This is a genomic window from Streptomyces lateritius (genome assembly GCF_014649715.1).
Taxonomy (GTDB): domain Bacteria; phylum Actinomycetota; class Actinomycetes; order Streptomycetales; family Streptomycetaceae; genus Streptomyces; species Streptomyces lateritius.
The window spans coordinates 196,431-212,094 of sequence record NZ_BMTO01000013.1; the positions used below are offsets into that span (position 1 = coordinate 196,431).

Annotated in this window: 12 protein-coding genes; 8 read left to right on the forward strand and 4 right to left on the reverse strand. The window is 71.2% G+C overall.

Annotated elements, in window-relative coordinates:
* Window positions 1-42: 42 nt before the first annotated feature.
* The 6 genes from ligA to gatB all read left to right on the forward strand — a co-directional run bounded on the left by ligA (window position 43) and on the right by gatB (window position 8,319).
* Complete coding sequence (ligA, locus tag IE136_RS25595; protein WP_189601508.1) at window positions 43-2,223, forward strand: NAD-dependent DNA ligase LigA; 2,181 nt, start codon at window positions 43-45, stop codon at window positions 2,221-2,223.
* Window positions 2,224-2,469: 246 nt separating this feature from the next.
* Window positions 2,470-4,584 carry a putative bifunctional diguanylate cyclase/phosphodiesterase gene (locus IE136_RS25600; RefSeq protein WP_158990765.1) on the forward strand — a complete coding sequence of 705 codons (2,115 nt, stop codon included), beginning with the start codon at window positions 2,470-2,472 and terminating at the stop codon, window positions 4,582-4,584.
* 166 nt (window positions 4,585-4,750) lie between these two features.
* A complete protein-coding gene (gene gatC, locus IE136_RS25605; RefSeq protein WP_007266718.1) occupies window positions 4,751-5,047 on the forward strand; it encodes an Asp-tRNA(Asn)/Glu-tRNA(Gln) amidotransferase subunit GatC in 297 nt (98 codons plus the stop codon).
* A 5-nt stretch (window positions 5,048-5,052) separates the two neighbouring features.
* Window positions 5,053-6,552 (forward strand): Asp-tRNA(Asn)/Glu-tRNA(Gln) amidotransferase subunit GatA, encoded by a 1,500-nt coding sequence (gatA, locus tag IE136_RS25610; RefSeq protein WP_158990767.1) that lies wholly within the window; start codon window positions 5,053-5,055, stop codon window positions 6,550-6,552.
* Between the two features lie 5 nt (window positions 6,553-6,557).
* Window positions 6,558-6,791 carry a hypothetical protein gene (locus IE136_RS25615; RefSeq protein ID WP_158994717.1) on the forward strand — a complete coding sequence of 78 codons (234 nt, stop codon included), beginning with the start codon at window positions 6,558-6,560 and terminating at the stop codon, window positions 6,789-6,791.
* Between the two features lie 16 nt (window positions 6,792-6,807).
* Window positions 6,808-8,319 carry an Asp-tRNA(Asn)/Glu-tRNA(Gln) amidotransferase subunit GatB gene (gatB, locus tag IE136_RS25620; protein WP_158990769.1) on the forward strand — a complete coding sequence of 504 codons (1,512 nt, stop codon included), beginning with the start codon at window positions 6,808-6,810 and terminating at the stop codon, window positions 8,317-8,319.
* A 54-nt stretch (window positions 8,320-8,373) separates the two neighbouring features.
* Here the strand turns inward: gatB and IE136_RS25625 are convergent, their stop codons facing one another.
* From IE136_RS25625 to IE136_RS25640, 4 genes are read right to left on the reverse strand one after another with little or no spacing between them, the layout of a single operon-like run.
* Window positions 8,374-11,154, reverse strand: coding sequence for a tetratricopeptide repeat protein (locus IE136_RS25625; RefSeq protein WP_189601509.1), 2,781 nt, complete (start codon window positions 11,152-11,154; stop codon window positions 8,374-8,376).
* The gene (locus IE136_RS25630) at window positions 11,151-11,546 is read right to left on the reverse strand and encodes a hypothetical protein (protein ID WP_189601510.1); all 396 of its coding nucleotides are present in this window, start codon (window positions 11,544-11,546) and stop codon (window positions 11,151-11,153) included. The genes IE136_RS25625 and IE136_RS25630 overlap by 4 nt, the downstream gene beginning before the upstream one ends.
* Window positions 11,540-11,782 (reverse strand): DUF397 domain-containing protein, encoded by a 243-nt coding sequence (locus IE136_RS25635; protein WP_158990775.1) that lies wholly within the window; start codon window positions 11,780-11,782, stop codon window positions 11,540-11,542. Before IE136_RS25635 ends, IE136_RS25630 begins: the two co-directional genes overlap by 7 nt.
* Window positions 11,779-12,606: a helix-turn-helix domain-containing protein gene (locus tag IE136_RS25640; protein WP_189601511.1), complete on the reverse strand. Its 828-nt coding sequence runs from the start codon at window positions 12,604-12,606 to the stop codon at window positions 11,779-11,781. Before IE136_RS25640 ends, IE136_RS25635 begins: the two co-directional genes overlap by 4 nt.
* A gap of 112 nt (window positions 12,607-12,718) precedes the next feature.
* Here IE136_RS25640 and IE136_RS25645 point away from each other — a divergent pair, with 112 nt between their 5' ends.
* Window positions 12,719-13,120 (forward strand): ATP-binding protein, encoded by a 402-nt coding sequence (locus tag IE136_RS25645; RefSeq protein WP_189601512.1) that lies wholly within the window; start codon window positions 12,719-12,721, stop codon window positions 13,118-13,120.
* A gap of 332 nt (window positions 13,121-13,452) precedes the next feature.
* Complete coding sequence (locus IE136_RS25650) at window positions 13,453-15,558, forward strand: phosphocholine-specific phospholipase C (RefSeq protein WP_189601513.1); 2,106 nt, start codon at window positions 13,453-13,455, stop codon at window positions 15,556-15,558.
* Window positions 15,559-15,664: the final 106 nt, after the last annotated feature.

Genomic DNA, 15,664 nt, shown 5'->3' on the forward strand with positions numbered 1-15,664 from the left:
GAGTCGACGTGTTGGTCTGTAGGTAACGGGAGGACGAGAACGGTGGCAGTCGAACAGGGGGCCCCGCCCGCCGAGGCACGGGAGAAGCACGCCGACCTGGCCGAGCGGATCGAGGAGCACCGCTTCCGGTACTACGTGAAGGACCAGCCGGTCATCAGCGACGCCGACTTCGACCGGCTCCTGCGCGACCTGGAGGCGCTGGAGGAGGAGTACCCGGAGCTGCGCACACCCGACTCGCCGACCCAGAAGGTCGCCGGGCAGTACGAGACGGAGTTCACCTCCGTCGAGCACCGCGAGCGCATGCTCTCGCTGGACAACGCCTTCGACGACCTCGAACTGGCCTCCTGGGCCGAGCGGGTCGCCCGGGACGTCGGCACCTCCGACCACCACTTCCTGTGTGAGCTGAAGGTCGACGGCCTCGCAGTGAACCTCACGTACGAGCGCGGCCGGCTGACCCGGGCCGCGACCCGCGGCGACGGCCGCACGGGCGAGGACATCACGCCCAACGTCCGTACGATCGCGGACGTCCCGGACCGGCTGCGCGGCGAACGGATCCCGGAGCTGGTCGAGATCCGCGGCGAGGTCTACTTCCCGATGGAGGCCTTCGAGGGTCTCAACGCCCGCCTGGTCGAGGCCGGTGACAAGCCGTTCGCCAACCCGCGCAACGCGGCGGCCGGTTCGCTGCGCCAGAAGGACCCCAAGGTCACGGCCGGCCGGCCGCTGCACATGGTGGTCCACGGCATCGGCGCCCGCCAGGGCTTCGACATCTCCCGCCTCTCGGAGGCGTACGGCCTCCTGCGCGAATGGGGCCTGCCGACCGCCCGGCACAACAAGGTGGTCGACTCCCTCGACGAGGTACGGGAGTTCATCGCGTACTTCGGTGAGCACCGGCACTCCGTGGAGCACGAGATCGACGGCGTCGTCGTCAAGCTCGACGAGATCCCGCTCCAGGGCCGGCTCGGCTCCACCGCGCGCGCCCCGCGCTGGGCGATCGCCTGGAAGTACGCGCCGGAGGAGGTCAACACCAAGCTGATCGACATCAAGGTGGGTGTCGGCCGGACCGGTCGTGTCACGCCGTACGCCCAGGTGGAGCCGGTCACGGTCGCGGGCTCCGAGGTCGAGTTCGCCACCCTCCACAACCAGGAGGTGGTGAAGGCCAAGGGTGTCCTGATCGGGGACACGGTCGTGCTGCGCAAGGCCGGTGACGTCATCCCGGAGATCCTCGGTCCGGTCGTCGACCTGCGGGACGGCACCGAACGGGAGTTCGTGATGCCGTCCGAGTGCCCCGAGTGCGGGACGCCGCTGCGCGCCATGAAGGAGGGCGACATCGATCTGCGCTGCCCCAACGCGCGGACCTGTCCGGCGCAGTTGCGTGAACGTCTCTTCTATCTGGCCGGCCGCGAGAGCCTGGACATCGAGAACTTCGGCGCGGTGGCCGCGGCGGCGCTGACCCGCCCACTGGAGCCGGCCGAGCCGCCGCTCGTCGACGAGGGCGATCTGTTCGACCTCACCATCGAGCAGCTGCTTCCCATCAAGGCGTACGTCCTGGACCCGGACAGCGGACTGCCCAAGCGGGACCCGAAGACGGGCGAGGAGAAGATCGTCCGGGTCTTCGCCAACCAGAAGGGCGAGGCGAAGAAGAACGCCCTGGCGATGCTGAAGAACATCGAGGACGCCAAGACCCGCCCGCTGGCCCGGTTCATCAACGGCCTGTCGATCCGTCATGTGGGACCGGTGGCGGCCCAGGCGCTGGCCCGCGAGTTCCGCTCCCTGGAGCGGATCGAGCAGGCGAGCGAGGAGGAGCTGGCGGCCGTCGACGGCGTCGGCGGGATCATCGCGACAGCGGTGAAGCAGTGGTTCGCGGAGGAGTGGCACCGCGAGATCGTGCGCAAGTGGCGGGCGGCGGGGGTCCGACTGGAGGAGGAGGGCGCCGGTGAGGAGCAGGGGCCGCGCCCGCTGGAAGGGTTGACGGTCGTGGTGACCGGCACCCTGCAGAACTTCACCAGGGATGGCGCAAAAGAGTCGCTCCAGAGCCTCGGAGCGAAGGTGACCGGTTCCGTTTCGAAGAAGACCGACTTCGTGGTCGTCGGCGACAATCCGGGGTCCAAGTACGACAAGGCGATGCAACTGAAGGTTCCGGTTCTCGACGAGGAAGGCTTCACCGTGCTGCTGGAACAGGGTCCGGACGCCGCTCGCGAGGCAGCGGTCCCGGCCGCGGGATAGAAACCCGCAGGTCCCACCGGCCCCGACCGCCCCAGGAACGCCACCCGTTCGGCGCATACCAGATCGTTACGGGTGGCCAGGTCGCATTCGGGCAAGAGACGGAGAGCGCTGCCCGTCGGAGCTCTCCTCGGCCTACTGTTGTGACGTGCGTCTGTCGCGCACGACCGCGTTGGGCTCCGCCGGTCGTGGCGGCTTGACAACGGCCCATCGCGTTGCGACGGCACCGCCGGCTGTGAGAGGGACGGAATGAAACCGACCGAGAGCGCCGCCCCGGTCCCACGGCCGTCCGGCCGCGCGGCCTTCGTGGAGATGACCACCGGGCTGCCCGGAGCCGTCGTCGGCCTCGCTGCCGTCGTCCTCGCCACCGGGCTGTACCGGGCTCTGAGCACCGGCCACGGCCTGTTCCCCGGCGGCGCCGCCGGGTGGTCCCTCGCCGTGCTGACCGGGCTCATCGTCGGACACCTGGTCGCGCTCGGCCGCGACCGCTGGTGGGGCGGCGCCGGCTCCGGCGCCGCTCTCACCCTCGCCGTCCTGCTGCTCTACGGCTGGGTGCCCGCCGGGCTCGTCTCCATGGCCGTCGTCGTGCTGGTCGGCGCCGCCCGCCGGCACCGCTGGCGCCAGGGCCTGCTGCACGGTGCCGTGGACGTCCTCGGCATCGGCGCGGCCGCCCTGGTCCTCGCCGTGTTCGGAGACGTACCGACCGTCGAGCAGCCCTGGCGGCCCCCCGACTGGGGGATCGCCGACGTACCGGAAGTGGCGCTCGCCGCGGCCGCCTATCTCGTGGTGACCCGGCTCCTGCTGTGGTACGCCCTGGCGCCCCGCGCCGGCGGACTGCCGAGCGTCGCCCGCACCGCCCTGCTCCGGCAGGGCCTCGTCGCCGTCGCCCTGCTCGGCATCGCGCCGCTCATCTGCGTCGTCGCCGTCTCCCAGCCGGTGCTGCTGCCGCTCTTCGCCGTACCCCTCATCGCCCTCGACTCCACCCTCTGGATCGCCCGCGCCCGCGCCGAGGAGCAGCTCAAGGACCTGCTCACCGGGCTGCCGAACCGGCAGTGGCTGCTGCAGCGCGCCTGGTCCGCGCTGGAGGAGGCCGAGGGGGAGGGCGCGCGCTCCGCACTCGTCCTGATCGACCTCGACCGTTTCCGATCGGTCAACGACACCCTCGGGCACCTCGCCGGAGACCGTCTCCTGCTCCAGATCGCCGAACGGCTCAAGCTCGCCGTGCCGCGCGGGGCGGAGGCCGTGCGGCTCGGCGGCGACGAGTTCGCCGTGCTGCTGCCGACGACCGACTCCACGACCAGCGCCCAGCGGGTCGCCCGCCACCTGGTCGCCGAACTCTCCTCGCCTCTCGACCTCGACGGCCTCACCCTCGTCCTGGAGGCGAGCGCCGGCGTGGCGGTCTTCCCCGACCACGCGCTCGACGCCGAAGGGCTGCTGCGCCGCGCCGACGTGGCGATGTACCAGGCCAAGCGGGACCGTACGGGCGTCGAGGTGTACGAGTCCAAGCGCGACTCCAACACCCCGGACCGGCTCGGCCTCCTCGGCGACCTGCGCCGGGCGCTGGACGCCGGTGAGGTCGAACTGCACTACCAGCCCAAGGTCCGCTTCGACGGACAGGTCGCGGGGCTCGAGGCCCTGGTGCGCTGGGTCCACCCGGAGCGCGGGCGGGTCTCTCCGGACGAGTTCATCGCGATCGCCGAGTCCTCCGGCCTGATGCCGCACCTCACCGAGTACGTCCTGGAGACGGCGCTCGCGCAGGTGGCCACGTGGCGGTCGCAGGGGTTGAACGTTCCTGTGGCGGTCAACGTCTCCCCGCGCGACGTCCACACCCCCGGCTTCGCCGGCGCGGTGGCGGCCCGCCTCGCCCGGCACGGCGTCCCCGCCGGCGCCCTGCAACTGGAGATCACGGAGCACGTGCTCCTGGAGGACCCGCAGCGGGCCGCGGACACCATGGCCGGGCTGACCGGGCACGGCGTGAAGATGTCCCTGGACGACTTCGGCACCGGCTACTCCTCCCTGGTCCACCTGCGCCGGCTCCCGGTGAGCGAACTCAAGATCGACCGCTCCTTCGTCGCCAGGCTCGCCGTCGACGCGGAGGACGCGGAGATCGTGCGCTGCACGCTCGACCTCGCGCACTCGCTCGGCCTCCTCGTCGTCGCGGAGGGCGTCGAGGACGACGAGACCTGGGAGCGCCTGCGCGACCTCGGCTGCGACGCGGTCCAGGGCTGGCTCGTCGCCGCCGCCATGCCGCCGGACGAGGCCACGGCCTGGCTCCTCGCCCGCGGCGAGCACGGCTGGCGCCGCCCGTCGGAAGAGGCGGCGATCGTGAACCTCGACCAGCCCTCCGGCCAGGTCGTGCAGTGACCGCCGGCGGGCCCCCGCGCCGGACTGGCGGGGGGGCCTCGCCGGGCCCCGCACAGCCCCGGGGCGGCCGTCGCCCGGCCGGCCCGGGGCGAAGCGTTTCACGGGGAGCGGGGCGGGCCCCATAGGATTGGGTCCACCACCGTCAAACTCATCCCGTGAGGAACGCATGCCTGGCATCACGCGCGAGGAGGTCGCCCACCTCGCACGGCTGGCGCGTCTGGAGCTGAAAAGCGAAGAGCTCGATCACTTCGCCGGTCAGCTCGACGACATCATCGGCGCGGTCGCCCGCGTCTCCGAGGTCGCCGACCAAGACGTACCGCCGACCTCCCACCCGCTGCCGCTGACCAACGTCATGCGCGCGGACGAGGTCCGTCCGTCGCTCACCCCCGAGCAGGCGCTCTCCGGCGCCCCGGCCCAGGAGCAGCAGCGTTTCAAGGTGCCGCAGATCCTGGGGGAGGACTAATCACCATGACGGACAGCACCATCATCAAGCTCACGGCCGCCGAGATCGCCGGGAAGATCGCCTCCGGCGAACTCACCGCCGTCGAGGTCACCGAGGCCCACCTCGCCCGCATCGACGCCGTCGACGAGAAGGTCCACGCCTTCCTGCACGTCGACCGCGAGGGCGCGCTCGCCCAGGCCCGCGCCGTGGACGAGAAGCGCGCCAAGGGCGAGAAGCTCGGCCCGCTGGCCGGCGTCCCGCTCGCGCTCAAGGACATCTTCACCACCCTCGGCGTCCCGACGACCGTCGGCTCCAAGATCCTCGAGGGCTGGATCCCGCCGTACGACGCGACCCTGGTCAAGAGGCTCAAGGCCGCCGACGTCGTCATCCTCGGCAAGACCAACATGGACGAGTTCGCCATGGGGTCCTCCACCGAGAACAGCGCCTACGGCCCCACGGGCAACCCCTGGGACCTGACCCGCATCCCCGGCGGTTCCGGCGGTGGTTCCTCCGCCGCCCTCGCCTCGTACGAGGCCCCGCTCGCCATCGGCACGGACACCGGCGGCTCGATCCGCCAGCCCGCCGCCGTCACCGGCACCGTCGGCGTCAAGCCGACCTACGGCGCGGTCTCCCGCTACGGCATGGTGGCCTTCTCCTCCTCCCTCGACCAGGGCGGCCCCTGCGCCCGTACGGTCCTGGACGCCGCGCTCCTGCACGAGGCCATCGCCGGGCACGACCCGCTGGACTCGACCTCCATCGACGCCCCGGTCCCGCCGGTCGTCGAGGCGGCCCGCAACGGCTCCGTCGCCGGCATGCGCGTCGGTGTCGTCAAGCAGTTCCGCGGCGAGGGCTACCAGGCCGGTGTCGTGCAGCGCTTCGACGAGTCCGTCGAGCTGCTGAAGTCGCTGGGCGCCGAGATCGTCGAGCTGGACTGCCCGACCTTCGACCTCGCCCTTTCGGCGTACTACCTGATCGCGCCGTCCGAGTGCTCCTCCAACCTGGCCCGCTTCGACGCCATGCGCTACGGCCTGCGGGTCGGCGACGACGGCACGAAGTCCGCCGAGGAGGTCACCGCGCTCACCCGCGAGGCCGGCTTCGGCGACGAGGTCAAGCGCCGCATCATCCTCGGTACGTACGCGCTGAGCTCCGGCTACTACGACGCGTACTACGGCTCGGCCCAGAAGGTCCGCACGCTCATCACCCGCGAGTTCGAGCAGGCCTTCGAGCAGGTGGACGTGATCGTCTCCCCGACGACCCCCACCACCGCCTTCCCGATCGGCGAGCGCGCCGACGACCCGATGGCGATGTACCTCGCGGACCTGTGCACCATCCCGACCAACCTGGCCGGCAACGCCGCCATGTCGCTGCCCTGCGGCCTCGCGCCGGAGGACGGTCTGCCGGTCGGACTGCAGATCATCGCCCCCGCCATGAAGGACGACCGGCTGTACAAGGTCGGGGCCGCTGTCGAGGCCGCCTTCGTGGAAAAGTGGGGCCACCCGCTGCTCGAGGAGGCTCCGTCGCTGTGAGTGCCATGGCAAAGAAGGCCAAGAACTTCAAGAAGTCGAAGACCGGCGTGTACGTCTCGCTGGCCAGCACCGCGTTCGGTGCCGTCAGCGTCGCCAAGCAGGCCAAGCTGGCCCGCAGCGACGGCGACACCCTGCGGCTGGTCGACGCCGCCCTGTCCGCCGCCGCCATCGTTACCGGCCTGGCGATCCTCTACCGGGAGCTGAAGCGCCTGGGCGACGACGACGTCCTGCTGGGCTGAGAGGGAAAGTCTCACCGTGACTGTCACCGAACTGCTGTCGTACGACGCGGCTCTCGCTGCGTACGACCCCGTCATGGGCCTGGAGGTCCATGTCGAACTGGGCACGAAGACGAAGATGTTCTGCGGCTGCTCCACCGAGCTCGGCGCGGACGCCAACTCGCAGACCTGCCCCACCTGTCTCGGCCTGCCCGGCTCGCTCCCGGTCGTCAACGCGATCGGCGTCGAGTCCGCCGTCAAGATCGGTCTCGCGCTGAACTGCGAGATCGCCGAGTGGTGCCGCTTCGCCCGGAAGAACTACTTCTATCCGGACATGCCGAAGAACTTCCAGACCTCGCAGTACGACGAGCCGATCGCCTTCAACGGCTACCTGGACGTCCAGCTCGAGGACGGCGAGATCTTCCGCGTGGAGATCGAGCGCGCCCACATGGAGGAGGACACCGGAAAGTCGACGCACATCGGCGGCGCGACGGGCCGTATCCACGGCGCCTCGCACTCGCTGCTCGACTACAACCGGGCCGGCATCCCGCTCATCGAGATCGTCACCAAGCCCATCGAGGGCGCGGGCGAGCGGGCCCCCGAGGTCGCCAAGGCGTACGTCGCCGAGCTGCGCGAGCTGATCCGCGCGCTCGGTGTCTCCGAGGCGCGGATGGACAAGGGCCAGATGCGCTGCGACGTGAACCTGTCGCTGCGCCCGCACGGCACCACCGTCTTCGGCACGCGCAGCGAGACGAAGAACGTCAACTCGCTGCGGAGCGTGGAGCGCGCGGCCCGCTTCGAGATCCAGCGGCACGCGGCCGTCCTCCAGTCGGGCGGCACGATCGTCCAGGAGACCCGCCACTTCCACGAGGACGACGGCTCCACCACGTCCGGCCGGATCAAGGACAACGCCGAGGACTACCGGTACTTCCCGGAGCCCGACCTCGTCCCCGTCGCCCCGTCCCGCGCGTGGGTCGAGGAGCTGCGTGCCGGTCTGCCCGAGCTGCCGCGCGTGCGCCGCAACCGGCTCCGCGAGGAGTGGGGCGTCTCCGAGCACGACATGCAGTCGATCCTCAACGCGGGCGCGGTCGACCTGATCGTCGCGACCACGGACGCCGGTGCTCCGGCGGACCAGGCGCGCAAGTGGTGGATGGGCGAACTGGCCCGCTCCGCCAACGAGGCGGGCGTGTCCCTGGACGAGCTCGCCATCACCCCGGCCCAGGTGGCCCGGGTCTCGGCGCTCGTCGCCTCCGGCGACCTGAACGACAAGCTGGCCCGTCAGGTCATCGAGGGCGTTCTCGCCGGCGAGGGCGACCCGGACGAGGTCGTCGAGAAGCGCGGCCTGAAGGTCGTCTCCGACGAGGGCGCGCTCGGTACGGCCGTCGACGAGGCCATCGCCTCCAACGCGGCCATTGCCGACAAGATCCGCGGCGGCAAGGTCGCGGCGGTCGGCGCCCTGGTCGGCGCGGTCATGAAGGCGACCCGCGGCCAGGCGGACGCGGCGCGCGTGAAGGAGCTCATCCTGGAGCGTCTGGGCGTCTCCGAGGGCTGATCCCCTGGTTCGGGTACGCGTACGCGTACGTGTACGAGGGCGGCGCCCCGGGTCTCACGACTCGGGGCGCCGCCCTTCGCGTATCCGCGCGAGACAGGCGTCCCGGGTCGCGCGCAGCTGCCCGAGCAGCGCCACGTACGCGGGCGGGTCGGCGGCGGCTGACCGTTCCACGAGGACGAGCGCCTCGGCGACCGGCCCCAGGGCTTCCTCCCAGCGCCCGTCGGCGGCGAGGAAACGGCCGAGGTTGCCGAGGGCCTGGGCCAGGCCGAAGACGGCCACGGCGGGGTTGCCGTCGAATTCCGCGCGGAACAGTTCCACGGACCGCCGGGTCGCGGCGATCCCTTCGGAGCGGCGTCCCGTGGCCTCCAGGCACATGCCGAGGTTCGAGAGCGACCGGGCGAGATCGAGGCAGTGCGGGCCGGAGAGGCCGAGGTGTTCGGCGTACTGGTGCTCGTGGAGGGCGACGGCCTCCACCGCGGCGGCCAGGGCCTCGGCCGGACGGTCCGCCACGCGAAGCAAGTCGGCCAGGTTCGACAGCGAATGCGCGAGAAGCCGGGAGTAGGCCGCCGGGTTGCCCACGGTGAGGCGGCGGCGGATCGCGACGGCCTCGGCCGTCGCGTCCACGGCCTCGGCCAGGTGACCGGTCACCGCGAGGTCGGCGCCCAGGCTGTTGAGCGAGAGGGCGAGACTCGGTTCGTGCGCGGCGGCGTTGGCCCGCGTGAGCGCGCGCAGGACGGTCACCGCCTGCCGCGACAGCGCCAGGGCCGAGTCGTGTCGACCCTGCGCGGCCAGATGATTGGCGTAATTGCTGAGCGACGCCGCCAGATCCGGCTCGTGGGCGGCGGGGTCCCGCTCGCACAGCCGCAGCCAGATGCGCAGGGCTTCCACGGTGGCTTCGGCGGCCTCGGCCCAACGTCCGAGATCCGCCAGGTAGTTGCCGAGGCTGTGCAGGGCGCCCGCCAGGTGCTCCTCGTGTGCGGGCTCGGCGGCGACGATCCCGCGCCAGGCGGCCACGCACCGCTCGCCCGCCGCCAGGGCCTCCTGAGGCCGGCCGGTCACGGCGAACATGTTGGCCTGATCCTGGAGGAGGCCGGCGAGCTGCGCCTCCCACCGCGCGGGCTCGGCCTCGGTCTCGACGAGCCGCTCGACCAGGGCCACGGACTCCTCGATCACCGACATGGCCCGGGCGGGCCGACCGCAGGAACCCAGACAGCCGCCGAGCTGGGCGAGAGCGACAGCGAGCGTCGGAGCGTTGTCGGAGAGCTCCCGCTCTGCGGCGACGGACCGCTCGGCCGCGTCCAGGGCCTCGTCGTGAAGCCCGGCGTCCGAGAGCCGCCTGCTGAGCTGGTGGTACGCCGCCGCGCGGACAGGCGCGGAGTCGTCGAGAGCGATCAGCTCGTGGGCGAGCCGGCGGTCGAGGGCGGCCATGCCCGCGTCGAGGTCCACATGACGCCCCTTCGGGAAGCGTTTCGAGATCTCGCCGAGCAGCCTCGGGGATACGTCGTCCAGGGCGGCGAGCGCGCTCAGGGCGGCGCCTCCGGCGGCGACCGCGAGGCCGGGAGCATGGGTGAGCAGCGGATACAGGTGCTCGGTCCCGACGTGCGGCCAGCGCTGGGCGGCGGAGGCCAGAAAGATGATCGCGCGCCGGACGTGCGGTCCCACAAGGCTCGCGGCGGTGGGCACGGCCCAGTCCATGGCCGGGTAGTCGGCATCGTGCCCCGGAAGCGTGAGGGCGAGGAAGTCCTCGGCGAGCCGGTCGGGATAGAGCGGCTCCAGGACGGTGCCGCGCCCCGGTTCGGCGGCCGGGTAGCAGTGGGCGTGGTCGTCGAGGACCCGGCCGGGGGCCAGCCCGGTCCCAAGACCGGCCACGACGGCCGAGCCCGTAGGCCGGTCGAGCGTCCCGGTGAGCGCGGCGGCGAAGACGGCCCGGTTCATGACCGCCGGAGGGGTCGCGTACCGCCCGCCCCGGGCGTGCAGGGTGGCCCAGTGCAGGTGCTCGCGGTCGAGGAGGTAGACGGTGAGCCCGGCCATGTCGGTGGGCGGACGGAGTCCGTTCCGCTGGACGTCGACGGAGACGAGGGCGGCCATGTGGAGGGCGAGGGAGAGCCCGTACGGGGGAGGTGGACCGGGCGGGGCCGGCACTCCGTACCGCAGGGCGAAGGCGTCTCGGGCGGCCGTGTACATCTCGGCGCGAGCGCCCGAGCCGCCGGGAAGTTCCTCCAGGAGACGGCTGGAGGTCCCCGCCTGGTGGTTTTCGAGGGAGTTCCGGACGGCGGGCCAGGCGTCGGCGGTACGGGCGAGCAGGAGCACGCGCGCGCGTGCCCCCTTCTGGTGCAGCACGGCGTTTTTGAAGAGCCAGATCAGGTGGGTGAGCGGCCAGCGGTCCGCGTAGTCGACGACCAGCAGCACGCCACCGTGTCCGTCGGTGGTCAGGTCCTGGCTGCCGGGTGGCGGCTGAACGGAGCTGGGGCCGTGCGTGGCGGCGGCGACCCGCCAGCCGGTCTGCTGCGTCTCGTCGGCGAACCGCGCCGCGAGCCGTGTCTTGCCCTGCCCGCCGGGCGCGTGCATCCAGCGGGCGGCGAGCCGGGGCCCCTGGTCACGCCATGCGCGCAACTCGGCGAGCTCGGCCTCCCGCCCGGTGAACGGCACGACTTCGAAACGGGAGTTGAGCATCCGGCTCGGTAACTCGCGGAGCCACTCCGGGTCGGCTTCGGGGGCGGGGCGCCAATTCTGGAGCAGATAGACGGGCGACCCGTCCCCGAACACATGGATGTCCCCACCGATCACGCCGTACGCGTACCCGCCGGTGGAGGTGACGTGCTGCTCGACGCTCATGCCTCGGGGCGGGGCTCGGGGGCCTTGTACACGTTAACGTTGCCGTTCATGGCCGCGTAGACAATGCCCTGGTCATTCGCGGTGTTGATCTGCGCCGAGTGGGGCACGGCGTCGATCAGCCGACGCAATTCGGGCTCGTACTCCGGGTGCTCGGCCAGCAGCGCACCGAGCCGTACCGCCCAGGCGGGCAGCAGTGCCTGGCGCACCCCGTCCGGGTCCTCCGCGCCCTCGACCAGGGCTGCGTCCTCCTCCAGCCGCGCCGCCACCCCCTCCCGGCCCCGGAACAGCTGGACCACCCCGTCCCGGGTGACCTGCCACGCGTCCGTCGCCATGGCGGCGACCACGGCTCCGCCGCCCATGGCGGCGAGGGCGGTCAGCGACTGCTCTAACACGTCGCCTCCGTGACGAACTCGGCCCAGGCGGTGGGGGAGACGGTGAAGACGGGGCTGTCGGCGAGCTTGGAGTCGCGGACGTGGACGGCGGCGGGGTGGGCGGCCACCTCGACGCAGTTGCCGCCTTCGCTGCCGCTGTAGCTGGACTTGCGCCAGTCGTAGGCGACTTCGAGGCAGTCGCCGCCCTCGTCGCTGCTGTAGCTGGACTTGAACCACGAAAGTGTTGCTGTGCTCATGTCTCTCCTGCCAGACGATCGAGCAGGCCCTTGGTTTCCTCTGGCGTGAGGGCCTGTGATCGCAGCATTCCATACTTCCGCTGGAGGATCCCGACCTCGTCGGGGTCCTCGATGAGGAAGCTGACGCGCTGCCCTTCGATATAGGCGAGGTGCGTGTGCTCAGGCGTCTCGACCAGCGCCATCGGCCCGGCGAGCCCCGCATGCTTCGTGAGCTTCTTCGGGAGGACCTGGAGGGCGAGGAAGGGCAGCTCGGCCAGTTCCCGCAGATACCGGATCTGACCCCGCAGTACCTCCGCCCCGCCGATGGGCTTCTCCAGGACGGACTCGTCGAGCAGGAAGCACATCATCGGCGGCCAGGGCTTCTGCTCGAAGATCTGCTGCCGGTCGATCCGGGCGAGGAGCCGTTCCTCAGCCTCCTGTTCGGTGATGGGCGGGTAGAGGCAGTCGAAGACCGCGCGGGCGTACTCGGGCGTCTGGAGCAGTCCGGGCACGACCTGATTCTGGTACGAGTACAAGCTGAGCGCCTGCGCCTCCAGGTCGATGAACTCCTGCGCGAACGCCGGGTACCGCTCCCGCTGCGGCACCTTCGCCACCGCCGCCGTCAACGCCCCCTTCGTGTCGAGGATTTCGTCCATCTCGGCGGCGAGCTTGATCCGCAGGGGTCTGCGCCCCTGCTCGATCGACCCCAGCGTCTCCAGCCCGATGCACACGAGCGACGCGAGGTGCGGCTGCGTCATGCCGGCGTTCTTCCGGTAGAGGCCGACGAGGGCGCCGACGACTTCCCACGAGGGGACCTTCTTGCGAGGTTTCTTCCCTGGCTGCATGGGCACTGCCTTCCCCGCCGCTCGCGTACCCCACGCATTTCCCTCCCGTACAGAAAACTGGTACGGCGTCCCTCTCTGGGGCGTGGGGGGCGCGGGACGCCACGGTGGCCCCATGACCGACCAACTCCCCCTGTTCCACCAGGCCTTTTACCGTCGCGAGCGCCGATCCGTGCCTCTGGCCCGGGACTTCACGCGCAGGGTCCTTACCGAATGGGACATGGACACCCGTGCGGACGACGTACTCCTGTGCGTGAGCGAACTCGCCACCAACGCCCTCCTCCACGGCGTCCCACCTGGCCGCGGCTACCGCCTCCACCTTTACCTGGAGCGCCCCGGCCCGACCCACATCCTCCGCGTGGAACTCCACGACAGTGGTGACGGCACACCCGCCCGCCGCGAACCCACCGGCGAGACGGGCCGCGGCCTCCTCCTGGTCGACGCCCTCGCCGACCGCTGGGGCGTGGGCGAGCGGGACCCGGGCAAGATCGTCTGGTGCGAGTTCACGGGGGTGTAGGGGCTGGTGGACGGGTCGGGCGCCGGTCGCCCGGCCAGGGGCCTCGCCGGAAGGCCGTATGGCCGGTCGTGTGCTGGGCGTACGGGTGAACCCGGTGGGTGTCCCTTTCCGTGCCTCCGGCACCGGACCGACTCGCCGAGCTGTTCTGGCTCCCCGGCCTCCCCATCCTGCCCTGTGGCCTGAAATCGCTTGGATTTCCCCGACCGGCTTCTTGGACGTTCACCACGGGGACGTCACCGGGTCTTCTTGCCGTCATCCGCCCTCACTACCGTCCCCGTCGAACCATCCAATGGCTCGGAGGCGAACCATTGGCCGTCGACTGGAGGTCGGTCTTGTCACCCGAGATGTCCCGCAGAAGGCTCCTCGCGCTGGGCGGAGGCGCCCTCGGCGCCGCCGCGGCCGGTTCACTGCTTCCGCCGTCGTTGCAGGCCGCGATGGCCGCAGGACCTCCGCCCGGCGGGATGTCGGCGGTCAAGCACGTCGTGATCCTGATGCAGGAGAACCGGTCCTTCGACCACTACTTCGGCACCCTGCGCGGCGTCCGCGGATTCGGCGACCGCAATGCCATTGAACTCCCCTCCGGCAAGCCGGTGTTCGAACAGCCAGCCGCCCTCGGCCGTACCGTGCTGCCGTTCCCGATCCGGGGCGCCGCCGAGACCCAGAAGAAGGATCTCCAGTACATCGGCGATCTCGACCACTCCTGGAGCGGTGGCGACAAGGCATGGCGCGGCGGCTGGATGGACGGCTGGGTTTCGGCCAAGACCGCGGCGACCATGGCGTACTACGACCGGCAGGACATCCCCCTCCAGTACGAACTCGCCGACACCTTCACCGTCTGCGACGCCTACCACTCGTCCATCCACACCTCGACGAGCCCGAACCGCAACCACCTGTGGTCCGGCTGGACCGGTTTCGAGGCCGACGGCAGCCGGGCCGTCACCAACGCCGCGTACGCCGAGGGCACCCACCCCGGGTACCCCTGGCCCACCTACGCCGAGCGTCTCGAAGCGGCCGGGCGGACCTGGAAGACGTACACCGAGTGGGAGAACTTCACCGACAACAACATCGAGTTCTTCACCACCTTCAAGAAGATCGCGCGCAAGGCCCTCGCCGGCATCGGCGGGCACACCTTCATGGAGTCCTTCTACGCCGCCGTCCGCGACACGGACGACACCGCCGAGCGGGCCCGTCTGCTCTCCGCCCTCGAGGAGGGGGTGGCCGGCCTCACCGACGCCGAGCGCTCGCTCTTCGAGCGCGGGCTGCGACGCGTCGAGACCGGGAAGCTCGCCGACGCCTTCCGTGCCGACGTCGCCGCCGGCACGCTCCCCGAGGTCTCGTACCTCGTCCCGTCCGCGATCGACTCCGAGCACCCCGGCTCCTCCTCGCCGATCGCCTCCGCCACCCTCGTCCACAAGGTGCTCGACGCCCTCGGCTCCCACCCCGACGTCTGGCGCCACACCGTCGTCCTGATCAACTACGACGAGAACGACGGCTTCTTCGACCATGTGCCGCCGCCCGTGCCGCCCGCCGGCACCACGGACGAGCGCTGGCAGGGCCGGCCCACCGGTCTCGGCATCCGCGTCCCCCTGCTCGTCGTCTCCCCCTGGTCGGTCGGCGGCTACGTCTGCTCCGAGACCTTCGACCACACCTCGGTGATCCGCTTCCTGGAGCGGCTCACCGGCATCGAGGAGCCCCACATCACCCCGTGGCGGCGGGCCGTCACCGGCGACCTGACCTCCGCCTTCGACTTCCGGCGCACCCACCGCCGGCCGGAGGTGGAGCAGCCGGGACCGATCCCTCCCTTCAGCGGGCGCTGGCGGCCACAGCCGCCGCTCGTGCAGCGGATGCCGGTCCAGGAGCCCGGCAGCCGCCCCGCCCGGCCCCTGCCGTACCAGCCGGACGCCTTCGCGAAGACCGCCGGGGGAGCCGGCGAGATCACCGTCACGCTCAGCAACAGCGGCCGGGCGAGCGCGCACTTCGCCCTCTACCCGTACGCGGGCGAGTTCGCCCTCCCTCAGCACCGGGACGTAAGGGGGATGGAGCAATGGGCGGTACCCCTGACGCGCGATCATTACCGCTTCACGATCACCGGCCCCAACGGCTTCCGCCGCGAGTTCGAGGGTCCCGCCACGGGCGGCGCCGAGATCACCTCACACATCGACCATCACGACCGTGACCTGCACCTCACCGTCCGCAACACCTCCTCGGCGCCGCTCGCGTTCACCGTCCGGCCGCTCGGATACATGTACCCCGAAGACCTCGGCGACCTCGACGGCTGGACCCGTACCGTGACCGTGAAGCCGGGCAGGAGCCGTACGGTCGTCCACTCGGCCTCCGACGCGCACGGCTGGTACGACATCGAGGTGACGGCGCCCGGCGGCTTCCGCCGCCGCCTCATGGGTCACATCGAGAACGGCCGCCCGAGCGTCTCCGGCTGAGAGCGCCCAGCGACGCACCACTGTGAGTAACACCACGAAACGGGCAAACGATCTCTTAAGGCTGCGAGAGTGGCCTCAAATAGGTCATGCGTTCTTTGCGGGCTGT

Bases quoted from the DNA above. Each gene is read 5' to 3' on its own strand.
- IE136_RS25600 (WP_158990765.1), top strand. From the start codon at position 2,470: ATGAAACCGACCGAGAGCGCCGCCCCGGTCCCACGGCCGTCCGGCCGC.
- gatC (WP_007266718.1), top strand. From the start codon at position 4,751: ATGCCTGGCATCACGCGCGAGGAGGTCGCCCACCTCGCACGGCTGGCG.
- gatA (WP_158990767.1), top strand. From the start codon at position 5,053: ATGACGGACAGCACCATCATCAAGCTCACGGCCGCCGAGATCGCCGGG.
- IE136_RS25615 (WP_158994717.1), top strand. From the start codon at position 6,558: ATGGCAAAGAAGGCCAAGAACTTCAAGAAGTCGAAGACCGGCGTGTAC.
- IE136_RS25625 (WP_189601509.1), bottom strand. From the start codon at position 11,154: ATGAGCGTCGAGCAGCACGTCACCTCCACCGGCGGGTACGCGTACGGC.
- IE136_RS25635 (WP_158990775.1), bottom strand. From the start codon at position 11,782: ATGAGCACAGCAACACTTTCGTGGTTCAAGTCCAGCTACAGCAGCGAC.
- IE136_RS25640 (WP_189601511.1), bottom strand. From the start codon at position 12,606: ATGCAGCCAGGGAAGAAACCTCGCAAGAAGGTCCCCTCGTGGGAAGTC.
- IE136_RS25645 (WP_189601512.1), top strand. From the start codon at position 12,719: ATGACCGACCAACTCCCCCTGTTCCACCAGGCCTTTTACCGTCGCGAG.